This is a genomic window from Enterobacter sp. J49, assembly GCF_002148625.1.
Classification (GTDB): Bacteria; Pseudomonadota; Gammaproteobacteria; order Enterobacterales; family Enterobacteriaceae; genus Enterobacter; species Enterobacter ludwigii.
In genome coordinates, this window is sequence record NZ_MWPY01000037.1 from 654,647 (window position 1) to 669,772 (window position 15,126).

Genomic DNA, 15,126 nt, shown 5'->3' on the forward strand with positions numbered 1-15,126 from the left:
GTGTCATGATGGTACGTTAAGTGGATATTAAGGAGGATGTAATGGCGCTGCTGGAGATTTGTTGTTACAGCGCGGAGTGTGCCGTCACCGCGCAACAGCACGGGGCTGACCGCATTGAACTGTGCGCCGCACCCAAAGAGGGTGGGTTAACGCCTTCATACGGGATGCTGAAGTCTGCCCGTCAGGCTGTCACCGTTCCGGTACACCCGATTATTCGTCCTCGCGGCGGCGATTTCTGTTACACGCCGGGCGAGTTCAGTGCCATGCTTGAAGATATCACTCTCGTTCGCGATCTGGGATTCCCCGGCCTGGTTATTGGGTTGCTTGATGAAGACGGCAATGTCGATCTGCCGCGCATGCGTCAGGTCATGAACGCGGCAAAAGGGATGGCGGTCACTTTTCATCGCGCGTTTGATATGTGTAAAGATCCCCTGCAATCCTTTGATATTCTTGCTGAACTTGGCGTGGCGCGGGTCCTGACATCGGGTCAGCAGTCCTCTGCTGAAAAAGGACTGCAATTAATTACGGAACTAAAAGCACATTCCGGTGTTCCAATAATAATGGCGGGTGCGGGAGTGCGTGCCAGCAATATGGAACTGTTTTTAAACGCCGGGGTAGAGGAGCTTCACAGCTCTGCGGGCAAATGGATGCCATCGCCCATGCGTTATCGCAACACAGGGTTGTCAATGTCGACGGATGCTGAAGCGGATGAGTACTCACGCTACGGTGTAGAGGGAGAGTCGGTTGCGGTAATGAAATCGATGATTGAACGTCATCACGTGTAGCAACGTACCGATTTTTACCGCGCATCATGTCGCCCAATATGATGCTTGCTTGTACCAGGCCCCTGCAATTTCAACAGGGGCCTTTTTTTATCTAACCCTCTCCCCAAAGAGGAGAGGGGACAGTACGGTGCGGTCTTTTCTCCCTCGCCCTTTGGGAAGAGGGCCGGGGGGGAATCTACGGTTTCGTCGCGATCAACACCGCGCGCATTGGCGCAGGATACCCTTCGACAGTCTTGCTGTGGTCTGCCGGGTCGAGGAATTCCGCCAGCGATTCGGTGATCATCCAGTCGGTGCGACGCTGTTCTTCAGTTGACGTTACGCAAACATCGGCAATACGGACATCCACAAAACCGCACTTCTCCAGCCAGTTTTTCAGCGCCGGCGCGGAAGGAATAAAGTAAACGTTCCGCATCTGCGCATAGCGATCGCCCGGCACCAGAACGGTATTCTCATCACCCTCAACCACCAGCGTTTCCAGCACCAGCTCGCCGCCGCTGACCAGCTGATCTTTCAGCTGCCACAGATGTTCGAGTGGGGAGCGGCGGTGGTACAGGACACCCATCGAAAACACGGTGTCAAACGCCTTCAGGGCAGGGAGCTGCTCAATACCCAACGGCAGCAGGTGCGCGCGCTGGTCGTTACCCAGCAATTTACGCACCGCTTCAAACTGGCACAGGAATAGCTGCATAGGGTCAATCCCCACCGCCAGATGTGCCCCTGCGCCAATCATGCGCCACATGTGGTAACCGCTGCCGCAGCCAACATCCAGAATGGTTCGCCCGGTCAGGTCGGAAAGGTGAGGCAGCACGCGATCCCATTTCCAGTCAGAACGCCATTCAGTATTAATGTTAACGCCGTAGAGTGAGAACGGACCTTTGCGCCACGGCATCAGGTTACGCATCAGCGTTTCAATGCGGTTTATCTGCCCGGGCGGAAGCGGCGTTTCGCTTTGCGCGGTAACGCTGTGGAGCAGATCCAGACGATGCGGGGTCAGTTCCGGCAGAAACTCCACCGCGTTGGACCACTGCTTTAACAGACCATGCTGCTGATCCCGCTGCCAGGCAGCAATTTGTGCAGGCAGTGTCTCCAGCCAGTGGGAGAGGTGGTTTTTGGCAATCAGCTGATAGAAATTACTGAACTCGATCATGCGATGTCCCCACCTTTCAGCGCCACCAGCGAGCCGAAGTTGAAGCACTGGAACCACAGTTCGCTGTGCTCGAAGCCTGCCTGACGCAGGCGTGCTTTATGGGTTTCGACGGAGTCCGTCAGCATCACGTTTTCGAGCATGCTACGTTTCTGGCTAATTTCCAGTTCGCTATAGCCGTTGGCCCGTTTGAAGTCGTGGTGCATATTGAACAGCAGCTCACCCACTTCGGCATCTTCAAAGCTGAATTTCTCGGACAGCACCAGCGCGCCACCGGGCTTCAGGCCTTTATAGATTTTGTCCAGCAACAGCTGACGGTCTTCAGGCACCAGGAACTGCAGAGTAAAATTCAGAACCACCAGCGACGCGTTATTGATGTCGATATCACGGATATCACCTTCCACAACCTCGACTGGCGTCGGGGCTTTATACGCGTCGATGTGGCGACGGCAGCGTTCCACCATGGCCGGGGAGTTATCGACGGCAATGATTTTGCAGCCCTCATGGTGAACATTACGACGAACCGACAGCGTTGCCGCGCCGAGCGAGCAGCCCAGATCATACACCTGCGTGCCCGGTTGAACGAAACGCTCAGCCAGCATGCCGATCATAGAGATGATATTGGAATAACCGGGAACAGAGCGCTGGATCATATCCGGGAAGACTTCGGCTACCCGTTCATCGAAGGTCCAGTCGCCCAGGCTGGCGATAGGCGCGGAAAAAAGCGTGTCGCGATCTGACATAACGTAAAAATCCGGGAAAAATAAAGTGGCGTATTGTGCGCTAATGGAAGGAGAAAACCAACTCCCACGGCATATACCAAAGGTTAGCCAGCACCATCAGCAAAAGCGAACACCAGGTCGCGCTCATGCCGGAACGACGCCAGCGGAACAAGCGGTGGTGAAAGCCGTAATAATGCATTAACCGGCCGGCAATCAGAAGCAGGCCGCAGACGTGCACCATCCAGGTTTCCGCGCCGTTCATTTCCATAAACAGCAGCAAAATTAACGCAACGGGGATGTACTCAACCGCGTTACCGTGAATGCGGATAGCGCTTTGTAACTCAGAAAAACCACCGTCACCGTAAGAAACACGGTACTGCATTCGCAGGCGCACAACATCAAATGAAAACTTAATCAGCAGTAATGCACCTAACACCGCATACAGCGCGCTGACCATACTAACTCCCTGTTTTTGGCAGATGGCACCTTCCTATGATAGGGGCTGATATCAGAAAAGAGAAGATTGTTGTGGGATAGAAGGGGCGCTGCCAACGGACGGAACCGCAGCCTGCAAGGCCTGCCAGAGAACATCGACCAGTTCGGGGGCATGAGCGATATCCGGCGTATGGAGAAAGAGATACGGCGTGGTGGTTTGCTCCCATTTCGCTAATTTTTGCAGCCAGACGGCGAACATCTCCTGGTTTTGCTGCATATTATCGCTGCCGATAAACCTGACCATCGGGTTTTGCGCGGTGACCACGGCGTGAACAGGCACTCTGGGCTTTTTACGCTGGGCATCAATGATGGCCTCGTTATGCGGGATGGCGCTGTGCACGGGACGGCTGTCGAGAATCACCCGGTTCACCCCGCGCGCATGTAAGCCACGGTTAAGGGCCCTTTCAGCCTCTCCCTTGGCAAAAAACGTCGCATGTCTCACCTCAACGCCATAGGTAAAGTCTTTGGGCAGGGTATCAAGAAACTGCCATAGCGCAGGCAGGTCGCGTGGGCTAAAGGTGGCCGGAAGCTGCAACCAGTACTGACCGATGCGGTTCGCCAGCGGCGACATCCGGCCAAAGAACTCGTCGGTCAAATCACCGCAGTTTCGCAGCGCAGCGGTGTGGGAGATCGTCGCCGGAAACTTGAAGCAGAAGCGGAAGTCATCGGTCGTCTGGTCGCGCCAGCGCTCAACAATCTCTGCTCTGGGCAACGCGTAGAGGGTGGTATTGCCCTCGACGCAGTTGAAATGACGGGCATATTCTTCAAGGCTGGTAATACCCAGGCGCACCCATTTCGGGTGCGTCCACTGGGGCAGGCCAAGGTAGATCATAGGGCGCTTATAATGTCGTCCGTGCTACGCACGCGGCCAATGCGCGGGAAGATGTGGGTCATACTGCCCTGGTGCTGCTCCGCAGACGCTGCGCTGCATGCATCTTCAGCAATCACCAGGTTAAAGCCCAGTTCCCAGGCGTTTCGGGCGGTGGATTCCACGCCAATGTTGGTGGAGATCCCACAGAGAATCAGGGTGTCGATACCGCGCCGACGCAGCTGCAGCTCAAGATCGGTGCCGTAGAATGCGCCCCACTGGCGTTTGGTCACTTCGATATCGCTGTCCCGTTTGCCGAGCGAAACCGGATAGGTCCACCAGTTTTCAGGTAGTGAATGTGCTGCAACCTGAGCATCGACAGGCTGTTTTAAGGCCTCAGCGAAATCCGCTGACCAGCCAACGCGCACCATGATCACAGGGGCACCGCTGGCACGGCATTTTTCTGCCAGACGCGCTGCGCGGCTGACAACATCTTCGGCGCTGTGCGGGCCTCCGGCAAACGGCAGGATCCCTTCCTGTAAATCAATCACCACAAGCGCGGTTTTGCGGGCATTAAGTGTTAACATGGTAACTCCAGTGAAATGAGTCGCTTCCGCTACACCTTACGACGTAATGACCTGTTATCGGTCGGATAATTTTGTTAATTTTTGTGAGAATACACAATAAGCGCGCAGCAAACGACCGTCTGGCCGTGGTTCGCTCTTATCGTCTGGCGGAATTTCCAGTATAATAGCCGCCTTTTTTCATCCAGTTGTGACATACAGAAAGCTGCGACATAGTAGCCTGCATTCCAGGCGACATTTAGCCTGCGGCTAATTAAGGGATATCTCATGCGTACAGAATATTGCGGGCAGCTGCGTCAGTCCCACGTTGGACAGCAGGTAACCCTGTGTGGTTGGGTCAATCGTCGTCGTGATCTTGGGAGCCTTATCTTCATCGATATGCGCGACCGCGAAGGTATCGTTCAGGTGTTCTTCGACCCAGATCGCGCAGATGCGTTGAAGCTGGCTTCTGAGCTGCGTAATGAGTTCTGCATTCAGGTCACCGGCACCGTACGTGCGCGTGACGAGAAAAACGTTAACGCAGACATGGCGACCGGCGCAATTGAAGTGCTGGCGTCGGATCTGGTTATCATCAACCGTGCTGAAGCGCTGCCGCTGGACTCCAACCACGTCAACACTGAAGAAGCGCGTCTGAAATACCGCTATCTGGACCTGCGTCGTCCGGAAATGGCTCAGCGCCTGAAAACCCGTGCGAAAATCACCAGCCTGGTGCGTCGCTTTATGGATGACCACGGTTTCCTCGACATCGAAACCCCGATGCTGACCAAAGCCACGCCGGAAGGCGCGCGCGATTACCTGGTTCCATCCCGTGTACACAAAGGCAAATTCTACGCGCTGCCACAGTCTCCTCAGCTGTTCAAACAGCTGCTGATGATGTCCGGCTTCGATCGCTACTATCAGATTGTAAAATGCTTCCGCGACGAAGACCTGCGTGCTGATCGTCAGCCAGAATTTACCCAGATCGATGTGGAAACCTCCTTCATGACGGCCGAGCAGGTGCGTGAAGTGATGGAAGCCCTGGTGCGCAGTCTGTGGAATGACGTGAAAGGCGTGGAACTGGGTGATTTCCCCATCATGACCTTCGCTGAAGCTGAACGTCGCTACGGTTCTGACAAACCAGACCTGCGTAACCCGATGGAGCTGGTGGACGTTGCAGACCTAGTGAAATCCGTTGAGTTCGCGGTATTTGCCGGCCCGGCTAACGATCCAAAAGGTCGCGTGGCTGCCCTGCGTGTACCGGGCGGTGCGGCGCTGAGCCGTAAGCAGATTGACGATTACGGCAACTTCATCAAGATCTACGGCGCGAAAGGTCTGGCCTATATTAAAGTGACCGAACGTGCGAAAGGTCTGGAAGGCATTACCAGCCCGGTGGCGAAATTCCTGAACGCGGAAATCGTGGAAGCGATCCTCGAGCGCACCGGCGCACAGGATGGCGACATGATCTTCTTTGGCGCAGACAACAAGAAAATCGTTGCTGACGCGATGGGCGCGCTGCGTCTGAAGCTGGGTAAAGACCTGAGCCTGACGGACGAGAGCAAATGGGCTCCGCTGTGGGTAATCGACTTCCCAATGTTCGAAGACGACGGTGAAGGCGGCCTGACCGCAATGCACCACCCGTTCACCTCGCCAAAAGACATGACGGCGTCAGAGCTGAAAGCGGCACCGGAAGATGCGGTAGCAAACGCGTATGACATGGTTATCAACGGCTACGAAGTGGGTGGCGGTTCCGTGCGTATTCACAGCGGCGAAATGCAGCAAACCGTGTTTGGTATTCTGGGAATCAACGAGCACGAACAGCGCGAGAAATTCGGCTTCCTGCTGGACGCCCTGAAATACGGTACGCCGCCACACGCGGGTCTGGCATTCGGTCTTGACCGTTTGACCATGCTGCTGACCGGCACCGACAACATTCGTGATGTTATCGCCTTCCCGAAAACCACGGCTGCGGCCTGTCTGATGACGGAAGCCCCAAGCTTTGCCAACCCGGCCGCGCTGGCTGAGCTGGGCATTCAGGTGCTTCCGAAAGCTTCAAAAGAGATTTCGGAGAACGAATAATATGCAGTATAAGCGTCCCGTTTCGGTTCTGGTTGTCATTTATGCAGAAGATACGAAACGGGTGCTGATGTTGCAGCGGCGCGATGACCCTGATTTCTGGCAGTCGGTTACCGGCAGCCTGGAAGAGGGGGAGACCGCGTCGCAGGCCGCCGCGCGCGAAGTAAAGGAAGAGGTCACCATTGACGTTGCTTGCGAGCAACTGACCCTGAAGGACTGTCAGCGCACGGTGGAGTTTGAAATTTTTAGCCATTTACGTCATCGCTATGCGCCGGGTATTGAGCGCAATACGGAATCGTGGTTCTGTCTCGCGCTCCCCCATGAACGGGAGATCGTGTTTACCGAACACCTGACCTACCGCTGGGTGGATGCGGCGGATGCCGCTGCACTGACCAAATCGTGGAGCAACCGGCAGGCGATTGAAGAATTTGTAATTAACGTAGCCTGAAAAGGCGCGCTCTTTGAGGAAATTTTTATGGCAGGTCATAGTAAGTGGGCCAACACCAAACACCGCAAAGCGGCACAGGATGCCAAGCGCGGTAAGATCTTCACCAAAATTATTCGTGAGCTGGTTACAGCGGCACGTCTGGGCGGCGGCGATGCGGCGTCTAACCCGCGTCTGCGCGCGGCAGTGGATAAAGCCCTGTCCAACAACATGACGCGTGACACCCTGAACCGTGCTATCGCACGTGGCGTAGGCGGTGATGAAGACGCGAACATGGAAACCATCATTTATGAAGGTTACGGTCCTGGCGGTACGGCGGTGATGGTTGAATGTCTGTCCGACAACCGTAACCGTACCGTAGCGGAAGTGCGTCATGCCTTCAGCAAATGCGGTGGTAACCTGGGCACTGACGGCTCCGTGGCCTATCTGTTCAGCAAAAAAGGCGTCATCTCCTTCGAGAAAGGCGACGAAGACGTAATCATGGAAGCGGCGCTGGAAGCCGGTGCAGAAGACGTTGTGACCTATGATGATGGCGCAATCGACGTCTACACCGCGTGGGAAGAGATGGGCGCGGTACGTGACGCGCTGGAAGCGGCGGGTCTGAAAGCAGACAACGCTGAAGTTTCCATGATCCCGTCAACCAAAGCGGACATGGATGCGGAAACGGCACCTAAACTGCTGCGTCTGATCGACATGCTCGAAGACTGCGACGACGTGCAGGAAGTGTATCATAACGGTGAAATCTCTGATGAGGTTGCAGCGACTCTCTGATGAGAGCGTATAAACCGTTTACGGGAGACGCGTGATGTCGATTATCCTCGGGATTGACCCCGGCTCGCGCGTCACCGGTTATGGCGTCATCCGGCAGGTAGGGCGCCAGTTAACCTACCTTGGCAGCGGCTGTATTCGGACCAAAGTGGACGATCTGCCGTCGCGCCTGAAGCTAATCTATGCTGGCGTGTCGGAGATCATCACCCAGTTTCAGCCCGACTTTTTTGCCATCGAGCAGGTCTTTATGGCGAAAAACGCCGATTCAGCGTTAAAACTGGGTCAGGCACGGGGCGTTGCCATTGTGGCGGCGGTGAATCAGGATCTTCCGGTGTTCGAATACGCAGCCAGACAGGTCAAACAGACCGTCGTGGGGATTGGTAGCGCGGAGAAAAGTCAGGTGCAGCATATGGTGCGCACGCTCCTGAAGCTTCCCGCGAACCCGCAGGCAGACGCCGCCGATGCGCTGGCGATAGCCATTACCCACTGTCATATAAGCCAGAACGCGATTCAGATGAGCGAATCGCGGCTTAATCTGGCGCGAGGCAGGTTACGATAATGACAAATCAGGCTGGATGTTTATCCAGCCTTTTTTTATTATGTCGGCAGTTAATTTCTTCCAGAACGCAGGAGCGTCACGTGATAGGCAGACTCAGAGGCATCATCATTGAAAAACAACCCCCGTTAGTGCTGCTGGAAGTCGGTGGCGTGGGCTATGAAGTCCATATGCCGATGACCTGCTTCTATGAGTTGCCGGACGCGGGCAAAGAGGCGATTGTCTTTACCCAGTTTGTGGTGCGTGAAGATGCCCAGTTGCTGTATGGCTTCAACAACAAACAGGAACGGATGCTGTTTCGCGAGCTGATCAAAACCAACGGCGTCGGGCCGAAGCTGGCGCTGGCTATTTTGTCCGGCATGTCCGCTCCGCAGTTCGTCAATGCCGTTGAGCGCGAAGATCCTGCTGCGTTGATTAAACTCCCGGGTATCGGCAAGAAAACCGCGGAGCGTCTGATTGTCGAGATGAAAGACCGCTTTAAAGGTCTGCATGGCGATCTGTTTACGCCAGCCGCTGATCTGGTGCTTACCTCGCCGGGCGCACAAGCCTCTGACGATGCAGAACAGGAAGCGGTTGCTGCGCTGGTGGCGCTGGGATATAAACCTCAGGAGGCCAGCCGGATGGTGAGCAAAATTGCCAAACCGGATGCCAGCAGTGAAACCCTGATTCGTGAAGCGCTACGCGCGGCATTGTGAGGTAAAGGATGATTGAAGCAGATCGCCTGGTATCGGCAGGCACCCTTCAGGCAGAAGACGTGGTGGATCGCGCCATCCGCCCGAAACTGCTTGATGAGTATATTGGCCAGCCGCAGGTTCGTTCTCAGATGGAGATCTTCATCCAGGCGGCAAAACTGCGTGGCGATGCACTCGATCACCTGCTCATTTTTGGCCCCCCCGGTCTGGGGAAAACCACGCTGGCGAACATTGTCGCCAATGAAATGGGCGTTAACCTGCGCACAACCTCTGGCCCGGTGCTGGAAAAAGCGGGCGATCTGGCGGCAATGTTGACCAACCTTGAGCCGCATGACGTGCTGTTTATCGATGAGATCCACCGTCTGTCGCCGGTCGTGGAAGAGGTGCTCTATCCGGCAATGGAAGATTACCAGCTGGACATCATGATCGGTGAAGGTCCGGCAGCACGTTCCATCAAAATCGATCTGCCTCCGTTTACCCTGATTGGCGCGACGACGCGCGCCGGGTCATTGACCTCTCCGCTTCGCGATCGTTTTGGTATCGTTCAGCGTCTGGAGTTCTATCAGGTTGCGGATCTTCAGCATATCGTTGGCCGCAGTGCCCGCTATATGGGGCTGGAGATGAGCGAGGAAGGGGCGTTTGAGGTAGCGAAGCGCTCCCGGGGGACGCCGCGTATTGCGAACCGCCTGTTGCGTCGCGTACGTGACTTTTCCGAAGTAAAGCACGATGGCACGATTTCGGCTGAGATTGCAGCGCAGGCGCTGGATATGCTGAATGTGGATGCTGAAGGCTTTGACTACATGGACCGTAAGCTGTTGCTGGCGGTACTGGATAAGTTCTTTGGCGGTCCGGTCGGACTGGATAACCTGGCGGCAGCGATTGGTGAAGAGCGCGAGACAATTGAAGATGTGCTTGAGCCGTATCTGATCCAGCAGGGTTTCTTGCAACGTACCCCGCGCGGTCGTATGGCAACGGTGCGGGCGTGGAACCATTTTGGTATTACCCCGCCAGCGATGCCGTAGCAGAGGTTCCCTCTCCCGGGTGGGAGAGGGGAGAGGCGATCAGCTTGCAGGCTTCTTCATCATACTGAAGATAAACAGCAGCGCCGCACACAGCACCACAGACGGGCCTGCAGGGGTATCGTAGAACGCCGAGAAGGTTAACCCTCCCGTTACCGCAATCATCCCGATGATAACCGCGACACCGGCCATTTGCTCCGGCGTACGGGCAAAACGACGCGCAGTGGCCGCGGGGATAATCAGCAGGGAAGTGATGATCAGCGCGCCGACGAATTTCATCGCCACACCAATCGTTAACGCCGTCACCAGCATCAGCAATAGCTTCACGCGCTGCAGCTTCACGCCGTCGACAAACGCCAGATCCGGGCTGACGGTCATCGCCAGCAAATTACGCCACTGCCAGAGCAGAATACCCAGCACGACCACCACACCAGCGGCGATGGAGATCAGATCTTCAGGCGTCACGGCCAGCAGGTCACCGAACAGGTAGGCCATCAGATCAACACGAATGTTCGACATCAGGCTCACGACCACCAGACCCAGCGACAGGGCGCTGTGGGCCATAATACCAAGCAGCGTATCGATGGCGAGGTGAGGGCGCTTTTCCAGCCATACCAGCCCTGCGGCCAGCAGCAGCGTGACCACAATCACCGCGTAGAAGGGATTCACGTCCAGTAACAGGCCAAAGGCAACGCCCAGCAGAGATGCGTGTGCCAGCGTATCGCCAAAATAGGACATTCTGCGCCACACCACAAACGAGCCCAGCGGGCCCGCGGCGCAGGCAAGCATAATCCCGGCCAGCCAGCCGGGCAGTAACAGTTCAATCATGAGTGTCCATTTCCCCGGCGCAGGACAATTCGTCCCTGTAAATCATGGCGGTGATTGTGATGATGGCGATAAATTCCCAGCTGCTCAGCGCCGCGAGGGCCGAACATGGAGATGAATTCAGGGTGCATTGACACCACTTCCGGCGTGCCGGAACAGCAGATGTGATGGTTAAGGCACAGCACTTCGTCGGTCTTGGCCATCACCAGATGGAGATCGTGGGAAACCATCAGCACCGCACAGTTGAGTTCGCGGCGTAGCTGGTCGATTAAATCATAAAGTGCGACCTGACCATTGACGTCCACACCCTGCGTCGGCTCATCCAGCACCAGAAGCTGTGGGCTGCTCAACAGGGCGCGGGCAAGCAATACGCGCTGGGTTTCACCGCCGGACAGTTTCTGCAGTGGGGCATCAATCAGATGGCCTGCCTGCACGCGTTTCAGCGCCGGAAGAATATCGGCTTTATGTGTCCCGGGGCGCAGACGCAGGAAGCGGCTAACCGTCAGCGGCAGTGTGGCGTCGAGGTGGAGTTTTTGCGGCACATAGCCGATGCGTAATTTTTCCTCACGGCGGATAACCCCTTCGTCAGGTGTTACCAGACCCAGCACCACGCGCACCAGGGTGGATTTCCCTGCGCCATTGGGGCCGAGCAGCGTCAGAATTTTGCCGGGTTTCAGATCCAGCGACACGTCAGAGAGGACGCGGCGTTGGCCAAATGAGACCGAAATATTGTCGAGAGAAACCAAAGTCGTCATGTCAATTTAAGCTTGCAGAAGTCAACGAATGTTATAATATCACATCCCACGCATTCATTACGATGATTAGTCGCATTATGTTACATAAAAATACGCTTCTTTTCGCAGCATTATCCGCTGCCCTTTGGGGTTCAACAGCACAAGATGTTAACGCTGCTGTTGTCGCTTCGCTTAAACCGCTCGGTTTCATTGCTTCCGCGATTGCAGATGGGGTTACTGACACCCAGGTTCTGCTCCCTGATGGGGCTTCCGAGCATGATTATTCCCTGCGTCCATCTGATGTAAAACGCTTACAAAACGCGGACTTAGTTGTCTGGATTGGTCCAGAGATGGAAGCGTTTATGCAGAAGTCGGCAAAACAGGTACCGGGCGAAAAACAGGTCGCCATTGCCGAACTCCCGGGCGTGAAACCGTTGCTCATGAAAGGGGCTGACGACGATGGTGATGAACATGATGCCGGACACGCCGACGGCGAAAAAGGTGATGGGGATCACCATCACGGCGAGTACAACATGCACCTTTGGCTATCCCCAGAGATAGCGCGGCTTTCGGCGGTTGCAATCCATGACAAATTAGTGGAACTTATGCCGCAAAGTCGAGCCAAACTAGACGCCAACCTGAAGGATTTTGAGGCACAATTAGCCGCAACCGATAAGCAGGTGGGTAATGAGCTCGCACCGTTGAAAGGAAAAGGGTATTTCGTTTTTCATGACGCCTATGGCTATTACGAGAAACACTACGGCCTGACCCCGCTGGGGCACTTTACCGTCAACCCTGAAATTCAACCTGGTGCGCAGCGTTTACATGAAATCAGAACACAGTTGGTTGAGCAGAAAGCGACATGCGTTTTTGCTGAGCCACAGTTCAGGCCAGCGGTCGTAGAAGCCGTGGCCAGGGGAACATCCGTGCGCATGGGAACCCTTGACCCGCTAGGAACGAATATCCAGTTGAGCAAAGCGAGCTATTCGCAGTTTCTCAGCCAACTGGCGAACCAGTATGCGAGCTGCCTGAAAGGAGATTAACGAGGAAGTGAATACGTGCAACAGATAGCCCGCTCTGTCGCCCTGGCATTTAACAATCTGCCTCGACCCCATCGCGTTATGCTGGGGTCTCTTACAGTTCTCACGTTAGCGGTCGCCGTCTGGCGGCCCTATGTTTACCATCCGAGTTCTGCCCCAATCATCAAAACCATCGAGCTTGAGAAGAGCGAGATCCGCTCTCTCCTCCCTGAGGCCAGTGAACCTATCGACCAGGCGGCTCAGGAAGATGAAGCCATCCCGCAGGATGAGCTGGACGATAAAACCGAGAATGAAGCGGGGATCCACGAATATGTCGTTTCGACGGGTGATACGTTAAGCAGCGTTCTGAACCAGTACGGTATCGACATGGGAAACATCAGCCAGCTGGCGGCGGCTGATAAAGATCTTCGTAACCTGAAAATTGGTCAACAGCTCTCCTGGACGTTAACCGCTGATGGCGATCTGCAACGCCTGACCTGGGAGATGTCCCGTCGCGAAACCCGCACCTACGATCGCACTGCAAACGGTTTCAAAATGACCAGCGAAATGCAGAAAGGCGACTGGGTGAACAGCGTGATGAAAGGGACCGTAGGCGCAAGCTTCGTCTCCAGCGCGCGCGATGCGGGGCTGACCAGCGCCGAGATCAGCTCGGTAATCAAAGCTATGCAGTGGCAAATGGACTTCCGCAAACTGAAGAAAGGCGATGAATTCTCCGTCCTCATGTCCCGTGAAATGCTTGACGGCAAGCGTGAGCAGAGCCAGCTGGTGGGTGTGCGTCTGCGCTCTGATGGCAAAGATTACTACGCCATTCGTGCCGAAGACGGTAAGTTCTACGACCGCAGCGGTACCGGGCTTGCGAAGGGCTTCCTGCGCTTCCCGACGGCTAAACAATTCCGTGTCTCATCCAACTTTAACCCGCGCCGTTTGAACCCGGTCACCGGGCGCGTTGCGCCGCACCGTGGCGTTGACTTTGCCATGCCGCAGGGGACACCTGTGCTGGCTGTGGGTGATGGCGAAGTGGTGATTGCAAAACGCAGCGGTGCGGCCGGGTATTATGTCGCGGTGCGTCATGGTCGTACCTACACCACCCGCTATATGCACCTGCGTAAGCTGCTGGTTAAGCCGGGCCAGAAAGTGAAACGTGGCGACCGTATCGCGCTTTCCGGGAATACCGGGCGCTCTACCGGGCCGCATTTGCACTATGAGGTGTGGATTAACCAACAGGCAGTGAACCCGCTTACGGCGAAACTGCCGCGTACCGAAGGCCTGACAGGTAAAGATCGTTCCGATTACCTGGCGCAGGTGAAAGAGGTGATTCCGCAGCTGCGCTTTGATTAAGCCCTCTGTTTAGTGAAAAAGCCGGCCTCAGTATGTGCCGGCTTTTTGTTTTGTACGCGAGCGGCTGCCTCGCTACACTATCTGAATGAAATTTTGCGTCACCAGACCCTGGAACCAGCATGGAAACCCAAAAAAACAATATTGAGTACATTCCTGAGTTTGAAAAATCTTTTCGCCACCCGCGCAACTGGAGTGCCTGGCTTGGCGTTTACGCATTTGCGGGGATTGCGATGTTACCTGCCTCGGTTCGCGATCCGGTACTGGGAAAAATAGGCCGCCTGGCGGGTCGGTTTGGTAAAAGTGCCCGTCGCCGTGCGCAGATTAACCTCCTGTACTGTTTCCCGGAGAAGAGTGACGCCGAGCGTGAAGCGCTGATTGACGACATGTACACGACCGCGCCGCAGGCCATGGCAATGATGGCCGAACTGGCGCTCAAGGGACCGGAGAAAGTTCAGACGCGAGTTGACTGGAAAGGGCTGGAAATCATCGAAGAGATGCGCCGCAACAACGAGAAGGTGATCTTCCTCGTTCCTCACGGCTGGGGTGTGGATATTCCTGCAATGCTGATGGCGTCACAGGGGCAGAAAATGGCGGCAATGTTCCATAACCAGGGCAATAAGATCTTTGATTACGTCTGGAACACCGTGCGACGCCGTTTTGGTGGCCGTCTGCATGCGCGTAATGATGGCATCAAACCGTTTATACAGTCCGTGCGTCAGGGCTACTGGGGTTACTATCTGCCGGATCAGGACCACGGCCCCGAGCACAGTGAGTTTGTGGATTTCTTCGCGACGTATAAAGCCACGTTGCCGGCGATTGGCCGTCTGATGAAAGTCTGCCGTGCGCGCGTCATTCCGCTGTTTCCGGTATACGACGGGAAAACCCATCGCCTGAGCATTGAAGTGCGTCCACCGATGGATGATTTACTGACGGCGGACGATCACACCATTGCGCGCCGAATGAACGAAGAGGTCGAGATTCTGGTGGGACCGCATGCTGAGCAATACACGTGGATACTGAAGTTGCTCAAAACGCGTAAGCCCGGTGAAACAGAGCCGTACAAACGCAAAGAGCTTTTCCCGAAGAAATAAGCAGAAAAAAAAGCCCGCTCCGAAAAGA

The 15,126-nt window shown here is 55.5% G+C and carries 17 protein-coding genes; 10 read left to right on the forward strand and 7 right to left on the reverse strand.

Going from position 1 to position 15,126, the window contains the following annotated elements; all coding sequences use genetic code 11:
* Positions 1-41: 41 nt before the first annotated feature.
* A complete protein-coding gene (gene cutC / locus BJP35_RS21380) occupies positions 42-785 on the forward strand; it encodes a copper homeostasis protein CutC (RefSeq protein WP_086463550.1) in 744 nt (247 codons plus the stop codon).
* 175 nt (positions 786-960) lie between these two features.
* On the opposite strand, the gene cmoB is transcribed toward cutC, so the two are convergent.
* The 5 genes from cmoB to BJP35_RS21405 are packed head-to-tail and all read right to left on the reverse strand — an operon-like array spanning position 961 to position 4,541.
* Positions 961-1,932, reverse strand: coding sequence for a tRNA 5-methoxyuridine(34)/uridine 5-oxyacetic acid(34) synthase CmoB (cmoB, locus tag BJP35_RS21385; protein ID WP_020883389.1), 972 nt, complete (start codon positions 1,930-1,932; stop codon positions 961-963).
* Complete coding sequence (cmoA, locus tag BJP35_RS21390) at positions 1,929-2,672, reverse strand: carboxy-S-adenosyl-L-methionine synthase CmoA (protein ID WP_020883390.1); 744 nt, start codon at positions 2,670-2,672, stop codon at positions 1,929-1,931. Before cmoA ends, cmoB begins: the two co-directional genes overlap by 4 nt.
* Before the next feature lie 40 nt (positions 2,673-2,712).
* Complete coding sequence (locus BJP35_RS21395; RefSeq protein ID WP_020883391.1) at positions 2,713-3,108, reverse strand: MAPEG family protein; 396 nt, start codon at positions 3,106-3,108, stop codon at positions 2,713-2,715.
* Positions 3,109-3,159: 51 nt separating this feature from the next.
* Positions 3,160-3,978: a DUF72 domain-containing protein gene (locus BJP35_RS21400; RefSeq protein ID WP_086463551.1), complete on the reverse strand. Its 819-nt coding sequence runs from the start codon at positions 3,976-3,978 to the stop codon at positions 3,160-3,162.
* Positions 3,975-4,541 (reverse strand): hydrolase, encoded by a 567-nt coding sequence (locus BJP35_RS21405; protein WP_032678431.1) that lies wholly within the window; start codon positions 4,539-4,541, stop codon positions 3,975-3,977. The genes BJP35_RS21400 and BJP35_RS21405 overlap by 4 nt, the downstream gene beginning before the upstream one ends.
* Positions 4,542-4,805: 264 nt before the next feature.
* Between BJP35_RS21405 and aspS the strand changes: the two genes are divergently transcribed.
* The 6 genes from aspS (at position 4,806) to ruvB (ending at position 10,073) form a co-directional block, all read left to right on the forward strand.
* Positions 4,806-6,593, forward strand: coding sequence for an aspartate--tRNA ligase (aspS, locus tag BJP35_RS21410; protein WP_014170645.1), 1,788 nt, complete (start codon positions 4,806-4,808; stop codon positions 6,591-6,593).
* 1 nt (position 6,594) lies between these two features.
* Positions 6,595-7,038, forward strand: a complete 444-nt coding sequence (gene nudB, locus BJP35_RS21415; RefSeq protein ID WP_014170644.1) for a dihydroneopterin triphosphate diphosphatase — start codon at positions 6,595-6,597, stop codon at positions 7,036-7,038.
* A gap of 27 nt (positions 7,039-7,065) precedes the next feature.
* Positions 7,066-7,806, forward strand: coding sequence for a YebC/PmpR family DNA-binding transcriptional regulator (locus BJP35_RS21420; RefSeq protein WP_014170643.1), 741 nt, complete (start codon positions 7,066-7,068; stop codon positions 7,804-7,806).
* Between the two features lie 34 nt (positions 7,807-7,840).
* Complete coding sequence (gene ruvC, locus BJP35_RS21425) at positions 7,841-8,362, forward strand: crossover junction endodeoxyribonuclease RuvC (RefSeq protein ID WP_020883394.1); 522 nt, start codon at positions 7,841-7,843, stop codon at positions 8,360-8,362.
* An 80-nt stretch (positions 8,363-8,442) separates the two neighbouring features.
* A complete protein-coding gene (ruvA, locus tag BJP35_RS21430; RefSeq protein WP_020883395.1) occupies positions 8,443-9,054 on the forward strand; it encodes a Holliday junction branch migration protein RuvA in 612 nt (203 codons plus the stop codon).
* Positions 9,055-9,062: 8 nt separating this feature from the next.
* Positions 9,063-10,073 carry a Holliday junction branch migration DNA helicase RuvB gene (gene ruvB / locus BJP35_RS21435; RefSeq protein WP_014170640.1) on the forward strand — a complete coding sequence of 337 codons (1,011 nt, stop codon included), beginning with the start codon at positions 9,063-9,065 and terminating at the stop codon, positions 10,071-10,073.
* Positions 10,074-10,112: 39 nt separating this feature from the next.
* Here ruvB and znuB read toward each other — a convergent pair whose 3' ends face one another.
* On the reverse strand, positions 10,113-10,898 hold the full coding sequence (gene znuB, locus BJP35_RS21440) for a zinc ABC transporter permease subunit ZnuB (protein WP_014170639.1): 786 nt from the start codon (positions 10,896-10,898) through the stop codon (positions 10,113-10,115).
* A complete protein-coding gene (gene znuC, locus BJP35_RS21445) occupies positions 10,895-11,650 on the reverse strand; it encodes a zinc ABC transporter ATP-binding protein ZnuC (RefSeq protein ID WP_014170638.1) in 756 nt (251 codons plus the stop codon). Before znuC ends, znuB begins: the two co-directional genes overlap by 4 nt.
* A gap of 77 nt (positions 11,651-11,727) precedes the next feature.
* On the opposite strand from znuC, the gene znuA reads away from it, so the two are divergent.
* The 3 genes from znuA to lpxM all read left to right on the forward strand — a co-directional run bounded on the left by znuA (position 11,728) and on the right by lpxM (position 15,098).
* On the forward strand, positions 11,728-12,672 hold the full coding sequence (gene znuA / locus BJP35_RS21450) for a zinc ABC transporter substrate-binding protein ZnuA (RefSeq protein WP_025203849.1): 945 nt from the start codon (positions 11,728-11,730) through the stop codon (positions 12,670-12,672).
* 15 nt (positions 12,673-12,687) lie between these two features.
* Positions 12,688-14,007, forward strand: a complete 1,320-nt coding sequence (gene mepM, locus BJP35_RS21455; protein WP_014170636.1) for a murein DD-endopeptidase MepM — start codon at positions 12,688-12,690, stop codon at positions 14,005-14,007.
* A 119-nt stretch (positions 14,008-14,126) separates the two neighbouring features.
* Positions 14,127-15,098 carry a lauroyl-Kdo(2)-lipid IV(A) myristoyltransferase gene (gene lpxM / locus BJP35_RS21460; RefSeq protein WP_032678429.1) on the forward strand — a complete coding sequence of 324 codons (972 nt, stop codon included), beginning with the start codon at positions 14,127-14,129 and terminating at the stop codon, positions 15,096-15,098.
* Positions 15,099-15,126: the final 28 nt, after the last annotated feature.